Annotated in this window: 1 pseudogene; it reads right to left on the bottom strand. The window is 69.9% G+C overall.

The window, feature by feature from the left end:
• Positions 1-695: pseudogene (locus AB4Z23_RS27585) on the bottom strand (hypothetical protein); the annotation flags it as partial.

The following is a 695-nucleotide window of genomic DNA, read 5'->3' as shown; positions in this document are numbered from 1 at the left end:
GTCCCAATGCCGTGGAATGATCGCCCGATGCTTCGGCGACCTGACCCACCGCCGTGCTGGCGAGGCCGCTGGCCACCGTGCCCATGCCGACGGCGACCGAAAGATCACCGGTGGACTGGGCTTCTTGGCCCAGCGCCGTGGAGAAGTTGCCGTCCGAGCGCGAGGCCATGCCGACCGCGGTCGAGCGCTCGCCGATGGACTGGCTGAACTGGCCCACTGCGGTGGAGTACACCCCGGTGGCCTGGGCGGCCTGGCCCACGGCGGTGGTGTTGTAGTTGTTGGCGAGCGCGCCCTGGCCTACGGCCGTCGCATACTCCTGCGTGGCTTGGCTGAACTGGCCCAGTGCGGTCGTGTAATCGGCCGTGGCGTGGCTGTCCTGACCCAGAGCGGTCGTGTACGACCCCGTGGCCTCGCTGAACTGGCCCACGGCAGTCGATGCCCCGCCAGTGGCGCTGGCCTGTTGCCCCACCGCCGTGTCCCGGTAGTTCTGGGCCAACGAACCCTGCCCCAGCGCCGTCGATTCGGAGCCATAGGCACGGCTGAACTGGCCCACCGCCGTGGCGTGCCAGCCGGCCTGGCTGGCCGAACCCACGGCCGTACCCAGCTCACCATAAGCGTTCGAGGCTTCGCCCAGCGCGGTCGATGCAAATCCTTGCGCCTGCGCGCCTCGGCCGAGAGCGGTCGCGGCCACATCC

The sequence above is a fragment of the Agrobacterium sp. MCAB5 genome (assembly GCF_052114365.1).
GTDB classification, from domain to species: Bacteria; Pseudomonadota; Alphaproteobacteria; order Rhizobiales; family Rhizobiaceae; genus Agrobacterium; species Agrobacterium tumefaciens.
The sequence above is the reverse complement of the archived record's forward strand: the minus strand, read 5'-3'. Positions and strand labels throughout refer to the sequence as shown.